Annotated in this window: 19 protein-coding genes; all 19 read left to right on the top strand. The window is 72.9% G+C overall.

Features of this window, described 5'->3' with window-relative positions:
• Positions 1-633: a hypothetical protein gene (locus OG550_RS20180; RefSeq protein WP_327679505.1), complete on the top strand. Its 633-nt coding sequence runs from the start codon at positions 1-3 to the stop codon at positions 631-633.
• A gap of 71 nt (positions 634-704) precedes the next feature.
• Positions 705-989, top strand: a complete 285-nt coding sequence (locus OG550_RS20175) for a hypothetical protein (protein WP_327679503.1) — start codon at positions 705-707, stop codon at positions 987-989.
• A gap of 115 nt (positions 990-1,104) precedes the next feature.
• Positions 1,105-1,380: a hypothetical protein gene (locus OG550_RS20170; RefSeq protein WP_327679502.1), complete on the top strand. Its 276-nt coding sequence runs from the start codon at positions 1,105-1,107 to the stop codon at positions 1,378-1,380.
• A complete protein-coding gene (locus tag OG550_RS20165) occupies positions 1,292-2,797 on the top strand; it encodes a terminase (protein ID WP_327679500.1) in 1,506 nt (501 codons plus the stop codon). Before OG550_RS20170 ends, OG550_RS20165 begins: the two co-directional genes overlap by 89 nt.
• Positions 2,798-2,810: 13 nt before the next feature.
• A complete protein-coding gene (locus tag OG550_RS20160; RefSeq protein WP_327679498.1) occupies positions 2,811-2,990 on the top strand; it encodes a hypothetical protein in 180 nt (59 codons plus the stop codon).
• Complete coding sequence (locus tag OG550_RS20155) at positions 2,987-4,171, top strand: phage portal protein (RefSeq protein ID WP_327679496.1); 1,185 nt, start codon at positions 2,987-2,989, stop codon at positions 4,169-4,171. Before OG550_RS20160 ends, OG550_RS20155 begins: the two co-directional genes overlap by 4 nt.
• Positions 4,168-4,989: an HK97 family phage prohead protease gene (locus OG550_RS20150; RefSeq protein WP_327679495.1), complete on the top strand. Its 822-nt coding sequence runs from the start codon at positions 4,168-4,170 to the stop codon at positions 4,987-4,989. The genes OG550_RS20155 and OG550_RS20150 overlap by 4 nt, the downstream gene beginning before the upstream one ends.
• Positions 4,990-5,110: 121 nt before the next feature.
• The gene (locus tag OG550_RS20145) at positions 5,111-6,529 is read left to right on the top strand and encodes a hypothetical protein (protein WP_327679493.1); all 1,419 of its coding nucleotides are present in this window, start codon (positions 5,111-5,113) and stop codon (positions 6,527-6,529) included.
• 56 nt (positions 6,530-6,585) lie between these two features.
• Positions 6,586-6,936, top strand: a complete 351-nt coding sequence (locus tag OG550_RS20140; RefSeq protein WP_327679491.1) for a hypothetical protein — start codon at positions 6,586-6,588, stop codon at positions 6,934-6,936.
• Between the two features lie 13 nt (positions 6,937-6,949).
• A complete protein-coding gene (locus OG550_RS20135) occupies positions 6,950-7,252 on the top strand; it encodes a hypothetical protein (protein WP_327679489.1) in 303 nt (100 codons plus the stop codon).
• Positions 7,252-7,854, top strand: coding sequence for a phage gp6-like head-tail connector protein (locus OG550_RS20130; RefSeq protein WP_327679487.1), 603 nt, complete (start codon positions 7,252-7,254; stop codon positions 7,852-7,854). The genes OG550_RS20135 and OG550_RS20130 overlap by 1 nt, the downstream gene beginning before the upstream one ends.
• A gap of 20 nt (positions 7,855-7,874) precedes the next feature.
• Positions 7,875-8,324 carry a hypothetical protein gene (locus tag OG550_RS20125; RefSeq protein ID WP_327679485.1) on the top strand — a complete coding sequence of 150 codons (450 nt, stop codon included), beginning with the start codon at positions 7,875-7,877 and terminating at the stop codon, positions 8,322-8,324.
• Position 8,325: 1 nt separating this feature from the next.
• Entirely contained in the window at positions 8,326-9,054 is a 729-nt protein-coding gene (locus OG550_RS20120; RefSeq protein ID WP_327679483.1) for a hypothetical protein, read from the top strand.
• A gap of 15 nt (positions 9,055-9,069) precedes the next feature.
• On the top strand, positions 9,070-9,480 hold the full coding sequence (locus OG550_RS20115) for a hypothetical protein (RefSeq protein ID WP_327679481.1): 411 nt from the start codon (positions 9,070-9,072) through the stop codon (positions 9,478-9,480).
• Complete coding sequence (locus OG550_RS20110) at positions 9,480-9,980, top strand: hypothetical protein (RefSeq protein ID WP_327679479.1); 501 nt, start codon at positions 9,480-9,482, stop codon at positions 9,978-9,980. Before OG550_RS20115 ends, OG550_RS20110 begins: the two co-directional genes overlap by 1 nt.
• Positions 9,981-9,994: 14 nt before the next feature.
• Positions 9,995-10,399 carry a hypothetical protein gene (locus OG550_RS20105; protein ID WP_327679477.1) on the top strand — a complete coding sequence of 135 codons (405 nt, stop codon included), beginning with the start codon at positions 9,995-9,997 and terminating at the stop codon, positions 10,397-10,399.
• A gap of 164 nt (positions 10,400-10,563) precedes the next feature.
• Positions 10,564-12,477, top strand: a complete 1,914-nt coding sequence (locus OG550_RS20100) for a phage tail tape measure protein (RefSeq protein ID WP_327679475.1) — start codon at positions 10,564-10,566, stop codon at positions 12,475-12,477.
• Between the two features lie 19 nt (positions 12,478-12,496).
• Entirely contained in the window at positions 12,497-15,241 is a 2,745-nt protein-coding gene (locus OG550_RS20095) for a hypothetical protein (protein ID WP_327679474.1), read from the top strand.
• Between the two features lie 9 nt (positions 15,242-15,250).
• On the top strand, positions 15,251-15,754 hold the full coding sequence (locus OG550_RS20090; protein ID WP_327679472.1) for a hypothetical protein: 504 nt from the start codon (positions 15,251-15,253) through the stop codon (positions 15,752-15,754).
• The last annotated feature ends 22 nt before the right edge of the window (positions 15,755-15,776 follow it).

Here is a 15,776-nt window from a genome sequence, read left to right as displayed (position 1 = left end):
GTGCCACTCCCCGCCGGCCTCCAGTCCGTCACAGTCCACCTTCCCTCCGGCATCCGGGGCGACGGCACCCCCCGGCGCGGAAGCATCCTGTTCGAGCCCGAGCCGGCCGTCATCACCGCAGCGACGGCTGGCGCCCTGATCGCCGGGCCCGTCGTCGTCCACTACGACGGCACGACCCCCGCCCCCATCACCCTGCTCGCCGTCGACTCCACCGGTATCCAGCCCACCGGCTGGACCTACCGCGTCACCGAGCACTGGCACGACGCCCCCGGCCGCAGCTACCCGCTCGCCCTTCCCGCGGCCACGCCGGTGGTCTACCTCGCGGCCATCACCCCGACCGCGCCGGCTGCCGGGGAGTACACGGTCGTCACCGGGCCCCGCGGCCCGCAGGGCGAGCAAGGGCTCCAGGGCCAGCAGGGGGCACAGGGGCCGCAGGGCGAGCGCGGGCCCGCGGGCGCCGACGGGTGGGGGACGCAGGCCTCCTACGACGCGCTTGCCGCGCGGGTGTCCGCCGTCGAGTCGGGGTTCACGACCGTGAACGCCTACATCACCGACGCGCTCAACCGGGTGGCCAGCCTGGAGTCACGGATGACTGCGGTGGAGGCCCGTGTCACCGCGCTGGAGACGCCGTAGCCCGCCCGCGCGGCTACACCCCCACCCCCCTCCGAGGCACCCCCCACCCCCCTGCCGGGAGGAGGCACCCCTTGGCCGGACCCACCCGCCACCGCAAGGGCCGCCCTTACCGGCGGGCCCGCGCTCAGATGTTCGCGATCTACGGCACCGTCTGCCACCTGTGCGGGCACCCCGGGGCGGGTGAGGCGGACCACCTCGGCCCGGTCTCGCTGCACCCCGACCAGCCGGTCGACCCGCACCTGATGCGCCCCGCTCACGGCGCGCTGACTCCGTGCCCGACCTGCGGCAGGCACTGCAACCAGGAGCGAGGGACGGGCCCCGTCACCAGGCCGATGACGACGTCAGAGCCATGGTGACGAGACGTGACGCGTGGTCGGGCCTCGGGGCCGCCGGGTTTTTAGCCAGGGGCGGCCGGGAGGCCCCGCGCCCATTCCCCCGCCTCTCTCCCCGCTGATTCGAACCGAGGTGATCATGAGCGGCGACGTGCTCGGAGCTGTCACATCGGGTGACCGGCGGGCCGCGCTGGAAGCGGTCCGCGACAGGCTGGCCGCCGAGCTGGAGGAGTCCTCGGGCCCCGTGGTCGCCCAGCTCTCGAAGGAGCTCCGGGCCACACTCGCCGAGCTGGAGTCCCTGCCCGGAGGCAAGGAGGTGAGCGCCGTTGACGACCTCTCCGCCCGCCGTGCGGCACGGCGTGCAGACGCCCAGGGTGGCGACCTACCCGCCGGCGGTCAGCAGCGCGGCCCCTGAGTTCATCGACCTCGCCGCGTCGGCCGGCCTGATCCTCGACCCCTGGCAGCAGTTCGTCCTCACCCACGGCTTGGGCGAGCGGGAGGGCGGCACCCAGGCGTCGTTCAAGAACTCCGTCTGGGTGCCGCGCCAGAACGGCAAGGGCGGCATCATCGAGGCGCTGGAGCTCGGGTGGCTGTTCCTCACCAAGGAGCGGCTGATCCTCCACTCGGCGCACGAGTACAAGACCGCGCAGGAAGGCTTCCTGCGGATCAAGGAGCTGGTCCAGAACACGCCGGACCTCGACCGCCGGGTCAACCGGTACTGGCAGGCCAACGGCGAGCAGGGCATCGAGCTGACCCGGGCGGCGGGCGGCGGTCGGCTTCGGTTCCTCGCCCGCAGCCAGGGGTCCGGCCGCGGCTTCTCCGGCGACAAGAACGTGATGGACGAGGCCCAGGCGATCACGGCCGAGCAGATGGCCGCCCAGCTGCCGACGATGGCCGCGCGGCCCGACCCGCAGCTGTGGTTCTTCGGCACGCCGCCGCTGACCCCGGACGCGTGGTGCTACGGACTGCGCGAGGACGGCGAGGCCGGTGTGGACCCGCGGATGATGCACATGGACTGGGGCACCGACCTCGACCCGACCGACCCGGAGCACCGCAAGGCGGCCGCCCGGGACGTCGACCTCTGGTACCGGTGCAATCCGTCCATGGGCCGGCGCATGAGCGAGGAGTTCGTCCGGGGCGAGTCCCTGCCGTCCGGCCTCGGCGAGAAGTTCATGGTCGAGCGCCTGGGCGGTTGGCTGCCACGGGTCGCCGACGGGGCCGCGGGGCCGCTGGCCCCGGAGGCCTGGGAGGCGCTGGCCGACCCGGCCTCGCGCCGGTCGGGCGACGTCGCGTTCGCCGTCGACATCACCCCCTCACGGGACTTCGCGTCGATCGCGATGTACGGGCTGCGCGAGGACGGCCTCGGCCACGCCGAGCTCGTCGACCGCCGCCCCGGCACCGACTGGCTGGTCGACCGCCTGGTCCAGCTGCGCGAGCGGCACAAGCCGGTGGCGATCGGCCTCGACGCCAAGGGCCCGGCCGGATCGCTGCTGGTCGAGCTGAGCAAGCGCGGCATCGAGGCGCCGGACGACCCGGAGCACCCCGAGCGCGGGCAGCTCGCTCTGCCGCTCGCCCAGGACGTCGCGGCCAGCTGCGGCCAACTGGTCGACGCGGTGAAGCAGAGCACCCTGCGGCACATCGGCCAGGACGCTGTGGTGGCCGCGATCCGGGGCGCCAAGACCCGGCCGCTCGGCGACGCGTGGGCCTGGGGCCGACGGATCTCGACGGTCGACATCTCCCCGCTGGTCGCCGTCACCCTCGCCCGCTGGGCGTACGAAGCGCGGGCCCACCTGGTGACCGCCGACTACGACGTGATGGACAGCGTGTTCTGAGAAGGAGGCCGCGATGCGGCACATCACCACCCTGCTCGACGCCCTGGGCCTGCTGCTCCTGGCGGCCGCCGCGGCCGCCGCCCTGTGGCCGCTGGCCGGACCGGCGGCACTCGGCGCGGCCGGCGCGGTGGTGCTCACCGGTTCCTGGCTGGCCGCCCGCCGCACCGACCAGGACGGAGGTGGCGGCGCGTGAGCCTGTTCCACCGCAGGTCCGCCCCGGGCACGAGCGCCTCCCAGCTGGTCCCGCCCCGGCCGGACGCCGCGCGCGGCACGGCCCGGGTGACGAACGAGACCGCGCTGCGGCACTCCGCGGTGTGGGCGTGCCTGCGCCTGCGCGCCAACATGATCAGCAGCATGCCCGTCGACCTCTACCGCAAGGTGAACGGCATCCAGGTCGAGGTCACCAAGCCACCGGTGCTGGTCAACCCCGGCGGCGAGAAGGTCGACATGCAGGAATGGCTCTACTCCAGCCAGTTCGACCTCGACCGGGCGGGCAACGCCTTCGGGCTGATCACCGCCCTCGACGGCCTGGGCTTCCCAGCCCGCATCGACCTCGTGCCGCTCGGCGAGGTCAGCGTGAAAGGCCGCGGCGGCGAGATCACCAAGTACCGGATCGGCGGCACCGACTACGAGCCGCACGAGGTCTGGCACGAGCGGCAGTACACCGTCGCCGGCTTCCCCCTCGGCCTGTCCCCGGTCGCGTACGCGGCCTGGTCGATCGCCGAGTACCTGTCCATCCAGGACTTCGCCCTCGACTGGTTCGGCACCGGCGGCATGCCAGCCGCGATGCTGAAGAACACCGCCAAGGCCATCAACCCGCAGCAGGCCGCCGAGGTGAAGAGCCGGTTCAAGGCCGCCACCGCGAACCGCGACCTGTTCGTCGCCGGGGCGGACTGGGAGTACAGGATGATCCAGGCCGAACAGGCCGGCGGCGCCTGGGTGGAGGCCAAGCAGTTCGGCATCGCGGACACCGCGCGGTTCTTCGACTGCCCCGGTGACCTGATCGACGCGGCGGTCGGCGGCACCTCGCTGACCTACGCCAACATCAGCCAGCGCAACCTGCAGTTCCTGATCATGAACCTCGGGCCCGCCGTCGTGCGCCGCGAGAACGCGCTCAGCCGCCTCTCCTCCCGGCCCAGGTTCGTGAAGCTGAACGCCGGCGCGCTGCTGCGCATGGACCCGGCCACCCGCTCGCAGACCCTGCGTACCCAGATCGAGGCGAGGATCCTCGCCCCGTCCGAGGCCCGCGCGCTCGAAGACCGCGCGCCGTTCACCGCCGCCCAGTACGCCGAGTTCGACCGGCTGTTCGGCAGCCGCAACCCGCCGCCCACCCAGGCGCCCGCGCCTGCCGTCCCGCCCGGAGGTACCCCATGAACCCGCAGGCCCTGCGGGCCGCCGCCGCCCAGTCCCGGGCCCAGGCTGGCCTCGCCCAGCGCGACACGCCGCGCGACCGGCCCGAGGCCGCCGACGTCCGCTTCGGCTCGCAACTGCGGGCGAAGAAGACGATCCGCGCCGACGGCCTGGAGTACTACCAGGTCGAGGGGTACGCCTCGGCGTACGAGCGCGGCTACGAGATGTGGGACTGGTACGGCCCCTACACCGAGGTCGTCTCCGCCGGCGCCGCCGAGAAGACCCTCGGCGCGAACCCCGAGGTCGTGTTCCGCTTCAACCACGCCGGCACCCCGATGGCCGGCACCCGCAACGGCCGGCTCGAACTCTGGGAGGACGACCAGGGCCTGGGCCAACGCGCCTGGCTCAACCCGAAGCGCGCGGACGTGCAGCTACTCGTCCAGGCGATCGAGGACGACGACGTCAGGGAGCAGAGCTTCCAGTTCCGCATCACCCGCGGCGTCTGGTCACCGGACTACACCGAGTACCGCATCGAGGAGTTCGACCTCGACCGCGGCGACGTCGGCCCCGTCACCTACGGCGCCAACCCGCACACCAGCGTGGCGAGCAGGTCGGGCGAGTTCCTCGCGTCCATCCCCAACCTCCCGCCGCTGGTGGCCCGCGAGGCCTACACGCTGCTCGGCCAGCGGCCCGACCTCGCCGATGCCCGCACCCAGCCCGCACCCGCCGGCCCGCCGCCGGCGCCCGCCCCCGCGCCAGGCCTGGCTCCGGCCGCAGTGCCGCAGGGCCGGTCGCTGTCCCTGCTGACCACCCAGCTCCTGGTCGCCAAGGCCACGGACTGACCGGCCTCCCTGACCACCCCCGCCGTCCGGCAGATCGCCCGGAGGCACCGGCCCGCACCCGGCAGATCGCCCGGCCCGCGGCCGCCCACACCCACACCCGATCTGACCGAAGGACACCACCATGCCCGTCATCGACGATCTCATCGCCGGCATCGAGGTCGAGCTGGAGGCCGCGCAGAAGCGCGGCACCAAGGCCATCAAGGAGGTGGAGCTGATCATCTCCAAGGCCGGGCAGGAGGGCCGCTCCAACCTCACCCCGGAGGAGGACGAGCGCGTCAGCCAGTGCTTCGCCGCCCGCGACCAGGCCAAGGCCGACGAGGCCGGCATCAACGTGAAGCTGGCCAACGCCCGCAAGGTCAAGGCCGACGAGCAGGAGCGCGCCGAGGCCCAGCGCAACGTCCAACCCACCCAGACCCGCAAGCCGGCCTACGACCAGGCCGCCCGCATCGGCTCCGAGGAGCGCACCTACCGCCGCGACCAGGACCCCTACGGCAAGGGGTTCCTGATGGACATCTCCCGGCAGTTCATGTTCCAGGACGTCGAGGCGAGCGCCCGCCTGGCCCAGCACATGCGCGAGGAGCGCGTCGAGCGCGCCCAGTACCTCCAGCGCGCGGTCGGCACCGGCAACTTCGCCGGCCTGACCGTCCCGCAGTACCTCACCGACCTCTACGCCCCGGCCACCGCCGCGCTGAGGCCCTTCGCCGACATCTGCAACACCCACCCGCTGCCCGAGCAGGGCATGTCGGTGACGATCTCCCGGATCACCACCGCCTCCTCGGCCGCCCTCCAGGCGAACCAGAACGACGCGGTGTCCGAGACGAACATGGACGACACCGAGCTGCCCATCCCGGTGCAGACCGCCTCCGGCCAGCAGACCGTCTCCCGCCAGGCCATCGACCGCGGGACCGGCATCGAGGACGTCACCCTCCAGGATCTGTTCAACCGGGTCGCCACCACCCTCGACAACACGCTCATCAACCAGGCCAGCACCGGCCTGTCCGCCATGGCGGGCGCCGTGACCTACACCGACGCCTCGCCCACCGGCGCCGAGCTGTACCCGAAGATCCTCGGCGCGGCGGCCGGCGTGGAGGCCGCGCTCCTCGCGATGGGCAAGCCCACCCACGCGGTGATGAACTCCCGCCGCTGGTACTGGCTGACCAGTCAGATGTCCTCGGTCTGGCCGATGGTCAACTGGACCAACCTGCCGGTGCAGGTCGCCGGGCAGGCGAACGCGGCCAGCTCCTACGGCTCCGGCCCGCGCGGCGTCCTGCCCTGCGGCCTGGAGGTGATCGTCGACAACAACGTCGCCACCAACCTCGGGGCCGGCACGAACGAGGACGAGCTGTACGTCGTCCCCGCCGCCGAGTGCCACCTGTGGGAGGACCCCAACGCGCCGCTGTTCATCCGCGCCGAGCAGCCCAAGGCCGCCAACCTCGGCGTGCTGCTGGTCGCTTACTCCTACTTCGCCTACACCTTCGGCCGCTACACCGGCGGCACGCAGAAGGTCACCGGCACCGGCCTGGTCGCCCCCACCTTCTGATCCCCCGGCGGCCGGGCCCTCCCGGCCCGGCCGCCCCGCCCAGACTGGAACCGGCCATGGCCCTTCGCCCCGTCCTTGCCGATCTCGCCCTCGCCCCCGCCGCCCGGACGGCCTCGGTCACCAGCGGCCCCGTCGCCGCCGCCGGCCAGGCCACCACCGTGCTGCTCGGCGTCCACTGCACCACCGCCACCGGCACCACCCCCACCCTCGACGTCGCCCTGGAGGAGTCCGCCGACGGCTCTTCCTGGACGGCCGTGACGGGCAGCGGCGCCGCGCAGCTCACCGCCGCCGGCACCCGCACCGCCTTCGCGACGGTCACCAAGAACTACGTCCGGGTCGCAGCGGTGATCGCTGGCACCACCCCCAGCTTCACCTTCTCCGCCGCCGTCTACGTCCTGCCGAACTGAGGAGGCCCCCACCATGAGCGACCGGATGATCGCTGCCCTGCGCCGCGAGCGGGACGGCTACGAGAGGCGGGGCCTGGACGACCGCGTCGCCCAGGTCGACGAGCAGCTGATCCAGCTCGGCTACGAACCCGACGCGGAGGAGCTCACGCCGCCCGTCGTCGACGAGACCGGCCCGGCCGGCCGTACCGCCGACAGCGGCCTGCAGATCGCCGCCCAACCCGGGCCCGCTTCGGCCGCCGCCCCGAGCACGCCCGCCGCCAAGGCCGCCCGCGGCGGTGCCCGCTCCGGCGCGGGCGGCGGCAGTGCGAAGGGCTGATGACCGTGGCCCACGAGTACGCCGACCTCGCCACGGTCAAGGCGATGCTGAACCTGGCGGACGCCGACGCGACCTCGGACGCACTGCTCACCCAGGCCCTCGGCGCCGCGAGCCGAGGTATCGAGCGCCTCACCGGCCGCCGGTTCTGGCTCGACCCGGCGCCGGTCCAGCGCGTCTACAGCCTCACCGGGCGCGTGGCCGCCGACGACGACGGCGACCGCCTGGTCGTCGACGACATCGGCGCCCTCGACGGCCTGGCCGTCGAGACCGGCAGCGGCGCCACCTGGAGCCCGGTCACCGGCTACCTCACCGCGCCCGACAACGCGCACCTCGACGGCGCCCCGATCACCTCCCTCGTCCTGCCCTCCGGCCGCTGGGGCACCCGTGGCACCCGCGTGCGGGTCACAGCCCGCTTCGGCTGGCCGGCCGTCCCCGTCGAAGTGGCCCAGGCCGCCCAGATCCAGGCCCTGCGCCTGTACCGGCGCAAGGACAGCCCCGACGGGGTCACCGGCTCCGCCGAGTGGGGCGTCGTGCGCCTGTCCCGGGTCGACCCGGACGTCGCCGCCCTGGTCGAGCGCCTCCAACTGCCCGGCATGGGCTGACCCGAGAGGAGACCGCGCCGATGCAGATCGCCGCCGTCCGCGCCGCCCTCGCCGACGCCGCCCGCACCGTCCAACTCCCGGCCGGCGTCCGCAAGCTCACCGCCACCGGCTACACCCCCGACTCCGTCAGTGAGCCGCACTTCTTCACCGGCGAGGTGAGCGTCGACTTCGACAAGGCGATGGGCCGGGCGCTCGACGAGCTGGAGATCACCTGTCGCGTGCTGGTCGGACGCGGCGACGACCGCGCCGCCCAGCAGCTGCTCGACGCGCTGCTGTCCGGCGCCGGACCGGCCAGCCTCAAGGCCGCGATCGAGGCCGCCCGCGGCGGCCCGGGAGAGCCCGCCCTCGGCGGCCTCGCGCACGACCTGAGGCTCGAACGCGTCCAGGGCTACCGCTGGTACGAGCACGCCGGCGTCCAGTACGTCGGCGCCGAGCTCATCATCCGCGTCATCGGCGACGGGAGGAGCTGACATGCCCCAAGTGCTCACCGATGTACGCCTGTTCGTCGTCGGCGCCGACCTCACCAGCACCTCCAACAAGGTCGAGCTGTCCAGCGAGGCCGAGGAGAAGGACCGCACGACCTACGGCTCCGGCGGCTGGAAGCAGGTCCAGGGAGGCCTGCGTACCAGCAAGATCACCGCCTCCGGTTTCTGGGAGGCCGGGGACCCCGGCATGGTCGACGACGCCACGTGGGCCCGGCTCGGCGGCACCGGCCCCTGGACCGTCTGCCCCCACCTCGCGACCGCCGGATCCCTCGCCTACCTCACCCAGGCCCTGAGTACCGACTACTCGCTCGGCGGGACCGTCGGCGACCTCGCCCCCTGGAGCGGCAACGGCTCCGGCAGCGGAGTCACCGCGCGCGGGCAGATCGCCCACCCACCGGGCACCGCCCGCTCCAGCAGCGGCGCCGGTACCGCGCTCCAGCTCGGCGCCGTCCCGGCCGGCCGCAGCCTCTACGCCACGCTGCACGTCCTCTCCGCGGCCGGCACCACCCCGTCCCTCACCGCCCGCGTCGAGTCCGACGACAACGCGGGCTTCACCTCGGCGACCACCAGGGCGACGTTCACCGCTGTGACCGGCCTCGGCGGCCAGGCCCTCGCCGTCCCCGGCCCGGTCGCAGATGACTGGTGGCGCGTCGCCTGGACGGTGGCCGGCACCACCCCCTCGTTCACCTTCGTCGCCGCCCTCGGCCTTGCCTGAAAGGAGCACCCCCGCATGCCCACCATGGTCCTCACCGGCGTGTACCTCAGCCTCAACGCCAACGTCCTCAACGAGTACGCGCGGAAAGCCGAAGTCGCGGTCGAGGTCGAGGAGAAGGACGTCACGACCTACATCTCGGCTGGATGGAAGCTGGTCATCGGCGGCCTCAAGTCCGGGTCCCTCGCGCTTGAGCTCCTGAACGACTTCGCCGCCACCAAGCTCGACTCGATCATGTGGCCGCTGATCGGCACCGTCGTCCCGTTCGAGATCCGGCCCGACCAGGCCGCCGTCAGCACCTCCAACCCCAAGTACACCGGGAGCGTGCTGGTCAAGGAGTGGGGGTCGATCTCCGGAAGCGTCGGCGACGAGGCCAGCGTCGGCGTCACCTACCCCACCTCGGGCGCGGTCGTCCGCGCCACCAGCTGATGACCGGCCAACCCCCCGTCGACGTCTCCGTCAGCTTCGAGGGCTTCGACGCGCTCACCGCCGCGCTGCGCGCCGAGGAGGACGGCAAGCAGCTACGCAAGGACCTCGCGAAGGGCATGCGCGACGCGCTCAAGCCGGCGTCCGACCAGGCCAGGACCGGCATCATGTCGATGTCCGCGGCCATGACCGAGGCGCCCGCGCTGCGCTCGGCCATCGCCAAGCGCATCCGCCCCGAGGTGAAGCTGGGCGGCCGGTGGACCGGCGCCCGCGTCAAGGCCCGCAAGACCCCGGGCATCCGCGGCTTCGCCAACGCGGCGAAGCGCACCCAGGCCTCCAGCGGCTGGCGCGTGCAGATCTTCGGCCGCGGCACCTGGCGCACGCAGCAGGGCAAGACGGACTGGTTCGACCGGGCCATGGAGCCGGGCAGCGACCGCTACCGCCGGGCCGTCCACGAAGCGATGGAAGAGATGGCCCGGCGCATCGCCGACCGGGCCCGATAGGAGACACCCCGCCCATGTACCTCGTCTACCAGCCCGAGGGCTCCGACGAACCCCGCCGCTTCAAGTACCAGCCCACCAAGCTCATGTCCGCCGAGCGCGAGCGCCTGGAGAAGCTCACCGGCCGCGACTTCTCCGACTTCACCCATGGCGTCGTCCGGGGCAACGCCCTGTGCCGCAGGGCCCTGCTGTTCATCCTCCTCAAGCGCGAGCACCCGACCCTCAAATTCGACGACGTCGACTTCGCCTGGGACGAGCTGACGCTGGAGCACAGCAAGGCCGAGCTGGAGGAAATCCGCGCGGAGGCCGCCGACAACGCCCCGGCCGACCAGAGGGCCGCCGTCCTCGCGCAGCTCGACAAGGAAATCGCCGAGGCCTACGAGGAGCCCGAGGGAAAAGTCCTGCCGCCGATCGCCGGCTAAGGCGACTCGGCGACGCTGCCCACCTGCTCGGCGTCCGCCCCTGGGAGTGGCAGCTCCTCACCGCCGAGGAGGTCGATCGACTGCACGACTGGCTCGACGCCTACGAGAAGTACGTCACCGAGGCCAACCAGGCCGCAGGCCGCAGACGATGAGGAGGTGATCCCGTGTCGGACACCTCACTGGTCTTCAACCTCGTCGCGAAGGACAAGGCATCGGCGGTCCTCGGGCAGCTGAAGGAGAAGTTGGCCACCGCGGCAACCGGCATCTCCGCCGGCGTCGCCGGGGCGCTCGGCGTCGGTGTCGCCGAGTCCCTCGACATGTCCGCCGCCAGCAGCAAGCTGGCCGCCCAGCTCGGCGTCGGCGCCGAGCGCGCCGCCGAGCTGGGCAAGGTGAGCGCGAACGTCTACAAGGACGCGTGGGGCGAGAGCGCGGCCGACGTCAACGAGGCGATCCGGGGCGTCACCCAGAACATAGGCGGGGATGCCGCCGCCGCCGGCCTGGAGCGGATCACCACCAAGGCACTCGCCCTCGGCAAGGCGATGGACGCCGACGTCGCCGGATCCACCGCGGCCGCCGGTCAGCTCATGAAGACGGGCCTGGCGAAGAACGCCGACGAGGCGTTCGACATCATCACCGCCGGGTATCAGGGCGGCGTCGACAAGTCGGGCGACTTCCTGGACACGATCACGGAGTACAGCACCCAGTTCCGGCAGCTCGGCCTGGACGGCGCGACCGCCACCGGCCTCCTCTCCCAGGGACTCAAGGCCGGCGCCCGCGACGCCGACACCGTCGCCGACTCCCTGAAGGAATTCACGCTGATCGCCCAGAGCGGCAGCAAGGCGTCCGCCGAGGGATTCCAGGCGCTGGGCCTGAACGCCAAGGCCATGCAGCGCGCGTTCATCGACGGCGGCCCGGCCGCCGCCACCGCGCTCGACCAGGTCTTCGACAAGCTCCGCGCGGTCAAGAACCCGGTCGATCAGAGCAGCATCGCCCTGAGCCTGTTCGGCACCAAGGCCGAGGACATGCAGAAAGCCCTGTTCGCGCTCGACCCGTCCACGGCGACCTCCGCGATCGGCCAAGTCGCGGGCGCCGCAGACCAGATGGCGAAGACCGTCGGCGACAACCCCAGCGCCGCCATCGAGCGCTTCAAGAGGGAGGCGACCGTGAAGCTGGCCGAGGTCGGCGCCACGCTGATCACCTTCGGCCAGGAGCACTCATCCTGGCTCCAGCCGATCGCGATCACCCTCGGCGTCATCGCCGGCGCCATCCTCATCGTCCAGGGCGCCACCATGGCCTGGGCCGCAGCCCAGGCCGTCTGGACCGGCATCCAGACCGCGGCGACCGTCGCACAGTGGGCCTGGAACGCCGCCCTGTCCGCCAACCCCGTGGGCTTGATCATCATCGCGGTCGTCGCCCTGGTCGCCGCCGTCGTCCTCCTCTGGCAGAAGTCCGAGACCTTCCGCGACATCGTCACCTCCTGCTGGCAAGTCGTCTGGTCAGGGATCAAGTGGGTCTGGGACTGGGTGTCCCAGAACTGGCCGCTGCTGCTCGGGATCCTCACCGGCCCGATCGGGTGGGCCGTCCTCGCGATCACCCGGAACTGGGATTCGATCAAGAGCGGCGCGTCGGCCGTGCTCGACTACATCACCGGCATGCCCGGCCGGATCGCCTCCGGTTTCACGGCCCTCGGCGAAATCCTCGTCTCCCCCTTCCGCTGGGGGTTCAACCAGATCGCCTCGCTCTGGAATCGAACGGCCGGACGGCTCAGCTTCACGCTGCCGGACTGGATCCCCGGCGTCGGCGGCAGCGGTTTCTCCATGCCCAGGATCCCGATGCTCGCCAAGGGCGGCCACATCACCGGGTCCGGCACCGTGCTGGTCGGCGAGGCCGGCCCCGAGCTGCTCTCCCTGCCGGGCGGCGCGACGGTCACCCCTCTGACCCGCGCGGTCGCCGGAGGAGGAGGCGGCACCGTACGCGTCGTCATCGACGTGACCGGCGCCGACTCCCAGCTCCGACGGCTCATGCGCAGCATCGTCCGCCTCGACGGCGGCGGGTCCGCCCAGGCCGCGTTCACCTGACCAGGAAGGGGGAGCCACCATGGCGTTCCCGGACACACCGCTCGACGTCCAGGTCGAAGTGCAGCTGGGGGGAACGTGGGTGGACATCACCGGCGACGTCTACCTACGCGACCCGGTCACCATCGAGCGCGGCCGCCACGACGAAGGCTCCCGCATCGACCCCGGCAGGTGCGCACTGACCATCGACAACCGGACCGGGGCGTACAGCCCCCGCAACGCCATGGGCCCCTACTACGGGCGCATCGGCCGCAACGTCCCGGTCCGGATCTCCGCCGGCGCGGCCGCGCTCGGCCCCCTGCCGACCTACCTCGAGCTGCCCGGCGCCGGAAGCGGCGCCGGCACGCCCGACACCGCCGCGCTCGACATCACCGGCGACCTCGACGTCCGGGTCGACGTCACCGTCCTCACCGCCGGCGGCCCCATCGAGCTCATCTCCAAGTACGAGTACCTCACGGGCGCCCAGCGGTCCTGGCAGCTCACCCTGATCGAGGACCGGCCGGCCCTGCGGTGGAGCACCGACGGAACCGCGATCACCGAGCGCACCGCGACCCTGCCCGTCCCGGCGTCGACGTCCGGACGGGTGGCCATCCGCGCCGCACTCGACGTCGACGACGGCGCGGGCCGGCACACGGTCACGTTCTGGACCGCGGCGACCCTGGCCGGACCGTGGGCGCAGCTGGGCGACCCGATCACCGCCGCCGGCACCACCAGCATCTACGCCGGCACCGCGCCCCTCGTCGTCGGCGACAACCCCGGGCAGACCCAGACCGCCCTGTCCGGCCGGGCCCACGGAGCCGAGGTCCGCTCCGGCATCGGCGGAACCCTGGTGGCCTCACCGGACTTCACCGCCCAGGCCCCCGGCACCGGCGTCTTCACCGACTCCGCCGGCCGCACCTGGACCCTCTACGGCGCCGCCCTGATCCCGCAGACGCGCCACACCCGCCTCACCGGCGAGATCTCGTCCTGGCCGACCCGCCGCGACGTCTCCGGCACCGACGCGTGGATCCCCACCGAGGCCGCTGGCATCAAGCGCCGGCTGGGCCAGGGCGCGGACCCGCTCGCCTCCCCGCTGCGCCGCTCGCTCGGAGCGAGCGGCGCCGTAGCGTACTGGCCCCTTGAGGACGCCCGCGGATCCACCCAGGCCTACTCCCCGCTGCCCGGCGTCCAGCCGCTGCGCGCCACCGGCCTGGAGTTCGCCGCGGACGACGGCCCCACCGGATCCCTCCCCCTGCCGCGCGTCACCGAGAACGCCACCCTGGTCGGGCCCATCCCCGCCTCGGCCGCCCTCGCAGGCGGGTGGCGGATCGAGATGGTCTACTACCTGCCCGCCCTCGCCGCCCCGTCGTCCTTCCCGGACCTGCTGCGCATCGCCAGTACCGGCAGCGTCACGACCTGGACCATCAGCGTCGACTCGGCGTACATGGTCGTCTACGGCACGGCCTCGGACGGCACGGTCGTCGTCAACAAGGGCGCCAGCCCGGACTTCGCCGTCGGCGCGTGGACCCGGCTCCGCCTGGAGGTCAGCCAGGCCGGACCCACCGTTGCGTGGAGCCTGACCTGGTTCCAGATCGGCGCGACCGATGTCGCCGCGGTCGGCTTCATGAGCGACGTGTTCACCGGCAGCATCGGCCGGCCGGTGAGCATCGACACGCAGTTCGAGGCGGTCCTGGGGGACATGCAGCTCGGCCACCTGAGCGTGATGCCCGCCGGCGCCACCGACCGCTACGCCGGCGCCGACAACGGTTTCGACGGCGACCGGCCGTCTCAGCGGGTCGCGCGGCTGTGCGCGGAGGAGGGGGTGCCGGCCAGCGTCGTCGGGCGGGTCGAGGACCAGGTCGCACTCGGCCCCCAGCAACCGGCGCCGCTGCTCGCCCTGCTGGAGGAGGCCGCCGAGGTCGACGGCGGCTACCTCACCGAGAGCCGCGACGCCGTGGCCCTGCACTACCGCCCGGCTTCCCTGAGCTACAACCAGGCCCCGGCCCTGGTCCTGGACTACGGGGCAGGCGAGATCGCACCGCCGCTGGAGCCCGTGGACGACGACCAGGCCACCCGCAACGACATCACGGTGTCCAGGCGCGGCGGCTCCTCCGCGCGAGCGACCGAGGCCACCGGCCCCCTGTCCGTCCTCCCCCCGCCCGGCGGCGTGGGGAGGTACTCCGACAGCCCCGAGCTCGGCCTCTACCGGGACACCCAACTGGAGGACATCGCCTCCTGGAGGCTGCACGTCGGCACGTGGGACGCGGCCCGCTACCCGGTGGTGCGCGTCGACCTCGCCGCCGCGCCGCACCTGCTCGCGGCAGCCAGCGCGGTCGACATCGGCGACCTCATCCGCCTCACCGGCCTCCCGCTGGCCGACGGCCCCGGCGAGGTCGACCTCCTCGTCCAGGGCTACACCGAGACCCTCGGCGCCTACGACTGGATCATCGAGTTCAACTGCACCCCGGCCGGGCCGTGGGCGGTCGCGGTCCTCGACGACCTGGTCGTCGGCCGGGCAGACACCAACGGCAGCACGCTCGGCGCCGGTGTCTCCTCCACCGCCACCTCACTGTCCATCGCCACGGCCGCCGGGCCGCTGTGGACGACCGACCCGGCCGAGTACCCGCTGGACCTCGCGATCGCGGGCGAGCGCGTCACCGTCACCGCGATGTCCGGCACCACCAGCCCGCAGACCGCCACCGTCACCCGCCACGTCAACGGCGTCGTCAAGGCCTTGCCCGCCGACGCCGACGTGCGGCTGTGGCAGCCGGCCATCCTCGCCCTGTAGGAGCCCCCCGTGCCGTACCCCCAATGGCGAGCCGGTGAGCGCATCACCGCCGCACGGCTCGCGAGCATGATCCCTGCCGTGGTCGTGAAGGCCGCAGCCCAGTCGGTCACCAACTCGACCGTGCTGGTGGACGACACCCACCTCTTCCTGCCCGTCGAGGCCAACGCGACCTACGTTCTCGACGGCGCGGTCTTCTACGCCGGCCAGTACAACGCCGGCGACCTGCGGGCCGACTGGGGTATTCCCGGCGGTGCCGCGATGCGCTGGGCCATCAACGGGGCCGCGCCCGGCGGCGCCGCCGCCTACGCCTCCAACAGCACGGTGGTCGGCACGCCGCTCGAAGCCGGCACGTACGGCGTCGGCGGCGCCCTGACCTCCCTACACCCCGTCGGACACCTGGTGACCGCCAGCAGCGGCGGCCTGATGCGCCTTCGCTGGGCGCAGCGCACGGCCCACGCGACTCCCACGACCCTCCACCCCCTGTCCTGGCTGCGGCTTCAGCGCATCGCCTGACGACCAATCCATCGCCCCCGGC

Source organism: Kitasatospora sp. NBC_00458 (assembly GCF_036013975.1).
Classification (GTDB): domain Bacteria; phylum Actinomycetota; class Actinomycetes; order Streptomycetales; family Streptomycetaceae; genus Kitasatospora.
This window is presented reverse-complemented; position numbering and strand designations above follow the sequence as displayed.